The organism is uncultured Anaerovibrio sp. (assembly GCF_947302755.1).
Classification (GTDB): domain Bacteria; phylum Bacillota; class Negativicutes; order Selenomonadales; family Selenomonadaceae; genus Anaerovibrio.
Window position 1 is genome coordinate 1 of record NZ_CAMYWM010000203.1, and the last position, 2,988, is coordinate 2,988.

Sequence of the window (2,988 nt, forward strand, 5' to 3'; positions counted from 1 at the left end):
TCAGAGCAGGTATATTAAGGAATTGTTCCAGAATTTATGCTGGGAAAGTTGAGTTACTGATCCTTCGCTGTATGCCGATGAAGAGGAAATGAATGACAAATATTTGTTTTTCGGCAAGAAGGGTGCTGCCTGGCTGGAAAACAAAATACATAGGCAAAAACCTATATAAATAATAAGACAATAGTATTTTTCATATAATGCCCTTAATGATAATATATTTCTTGTCAATTAAGAATTTATTCTGTGGAGGATAGTTGCATGAAACAAGAACACATTAAGGGTATTTTATTTGCGTTGATTTTCGCTATACCAGCTTGGTTTTTGGGGCAGGCGTTTCCCACAGTGGGGGGACCTGTGTTTGGAATACTATTGGGAATGATGTTTGCATCATTAAGGCGGCCTAAATCGATGGAAGTGGGCATAGCCTTTACCGGGAAGAAAATCCTTCAATATTCCATAATACTTCTTGGCTTTGAAATGAATCTTTTTCATGTACTTAATGTGGGCTCCAGGTCTTTATCTGTTATGATTTTTACACTGCTTACCGCCTTTGTTGTGGCTTGGGGGGCAGGAAAAATGCTGAAGCTGGAGAAAAATACCACTACCCTTATTGGTGCCGGTACAGCTATTTGCGGGGGATCAGCTATTGCAGCGGTGGCCCCGGTCATTGGTGCCAAGGATAAGGATATTGCTTTTTCTATTTCTACAATTTTTCTTTTCAATGTTTTGGCAGTATTCATTTTTCCATTTTTGGGTCATGTTATGAATATGTCGGATTTTGGTTTTGGAATGTGGGCCGGAACGGCAGTTAATGATACTTCTTCTGTGGTGGCGGCTGGGTATTCCTATAGTGAAGAGGCGGGGGCATTTGCCACTATCGTTAAACTCACAAGAGCATTAATGATAGTACCGGTGTGCCTCATTTTTGCGTGGCTCACTGCCCTTGAAAGAAACAGTCAGGGACAAGGATTTAAGTTGGCTAAAATTTTTCCTTTTTTCATTATGTGGTTTGTGGTTGCTTCCATAGTAAATACCACCGGCATATTGCCCGAAGTTCTCTCCCACGCCTTGGGGACTGTGGGAAAATTCTGTATTGTGTTGGCTATGTGTGCCATAGGCCTCAATACAAAAATAATGGAACTTTTGCGTAACGGCGTGCGTCCAATTTTCCTAGGATTTTGCTGCTGGGTGGCTGTGGCCTGTATGTCTCTTGCCGTCCAATATGTGGTGGGGATCTTGTAATCCGTTTGTTGATTTTAAAAAGTTTAGACAAATAAAAATAACACCTACCATCATATAAGTGTGATGATAGGTGCTATTTTAATGTTTTAATAATACTAAATATTACTGAAGGGCTTCCTTCAGGGTATTCATGTTCTTGCGCATGGTTACCAGATAAGCCTCCATGGCCTCTGGATTGGCTTCACCGGTTACCACAGGGTCCAGGGTATAAATTTTGGCTCCGGTTTCCCGGGCAATGGTCTGGGCTGCACTTGGGGAATACTGCGGCTCGGTGAACAAAACCTTGGTGGACAGCGGCTTTATCTGCCGGATTACCTCCTGCAGCTCGCTGGGGGTTGGTTCGCTGCCTGGTTCACGCTCCACAACGGCAATAATATTCAGGCCAAATTCCTTGGCAAAATATGGGAAGGCCTCGTGGAAGGTAACAATATCCTTGTGGGGAACCTTATCAAGGGTATCGTGCATTTCCCTTTTCAGGGCCTCCAGCTTCTGAATATACGCGTCAGCATTGGCCTGATAAGCATCGGCATGCTTATGGTCAGCCTTTTTCAGCTGCTCCGTGATATTTTTCACCTGCTGAATGTCGGCAGTAACACTTAGCCAGAGGTGGGGATTTTTTTCACCGCCAGCTTCCAGTAATTCCATGTCCTTTGAGGCGTCGATTACCGTAAGCTTTTTCTGCTCCTTGATAACCTTGTCCAAAAAGCTTTCCATTCCGGCACCGTTGGCGATTAAAATATCCGCCTTTTCCAGAGTCTTCATGTCCGCCGTGGTCAGCTGATAGTCATGCAGACAGCCGGTCTGGGGCTTGGTCATGTTGGTGACCGTGACACCATCAATACCATTGGCAATGTTTATGGCGTCAATATACATAGGATAAAAGGTGGTGACAATCCGCACAGAGCCGTCCCGGCTGTCGGAGCCTTCTGATGAGGTATTGGCGGCGTTGGAGCCGCAGCCGGTAAGCATAAGGCCCAGGGCGGCTATTAGACATAATAAGAGCGGTTTAATATTCAAAATGATTACCTCCTATAAAGAAAATATGTAAATAGTAATATTACTATTTACGATTATACCACAATAAAGAAAAAAGACAAGAGTGAGTAATACAATAATTATTATCACATTTGTCTTTTATGTTGATTATTTTTTGGATTTTTTCTTTTGACATTCCCTGCATAGTCCATACAGCTCGAAAACGTGGCCAGTAATTTTAAAGCCCTTTTTGTCTGCTTCCTGCTGATAGGAATTGATCATTGGGCATATGTCGATACATTCCGTATGGCCACATTCTGTACACACCAGATGATGGTGATGGTGATTGGCGTCTGCCAGCTCATATACATTGCCTGAGCTGCGGAATATTTCGTGTACTATATCCAGCTCTGTCAGCAGGGCAAGGTTTCTGTACACGGTGTCCAGGGATACATCCGGCTGCTGCTTTTGCACTTCATCGCGGATTTGCTGTGCCGTGGTGAAGGGTGGGCAGGCTGCCAATGCCTGCAGAACAGCGCGCCGTTGTGGTGTTATTTTGTAGCCCTTGGCCCTAAGCCGGTCCAGTGGCAGTTGCTTTGGTGTCATGGTTCAATCACCTCGTAGAAACCTAAAAGTTGTAAATCATCGTAAGTTATACTATTACAATAAAATTTCCATGTCAATATTCTTCAAATGTAGAATAATTTGAAGAATGGAATTATAACGCCATTGTTCAAATTTTTCTTCTTTAGAAGAAAAATCTTCCAATTA

General features: G+C 43.2%; 3 protein-coding genes. 1 reads left to right on the forward strand and 2 read right to left on the reverse strand.

The genetic code is table 11. The annotated features are described in order from the left end of the window. Positions 1 to 258 precede the first annotated feature (258 nt). The gene (locus Q0Y54_RS12465) at positions 259 to 1,242 is read left to right on the forward strand and encodes a YeiH family protein (protein WP_297968604.1); all 984 of its coding nucleotides are present in this window, start codon (positions 259 to 261) and stop codon (positions 1,240 to 1,242) included. Positions 1,243 to 1,344: 102 nt separating this feature from the next. Here Q0Y54_RS12465 and Q0Y54_RS12470 read toward each other — a convergent pair whose 3' ends face one another. Together Q0Y54_RS12470 and Q0Y54_RS12475 are read right to left on the reverse strand one after the other, a co-directional pair. After that, entirely contained in the window at positions 1,345 to 2,211 is an 867-nt protein-coding gene (locus Q0Y54_RS12470; RefSeq protein ID WP_297968609.1) for a metal ABC transporter substrate-binding protein, read from the reverse strand. A 174-nt stretch (positions 2,212 to 2,385) separates the two neighbouring features. Beyond that, positions 2,386 to 2,823, reverse strand: coding sequence for a Fur family transcriptional regulator (locus Q0Y54_RS12475; protein ID WP_297968607.1), 438 nt, complete (start codon positions 2,821 to 2,823; stop codon positions 2,386 to 2,388). Positions 2,824 to 2,988: the final 165 nt, after the last annotated feature.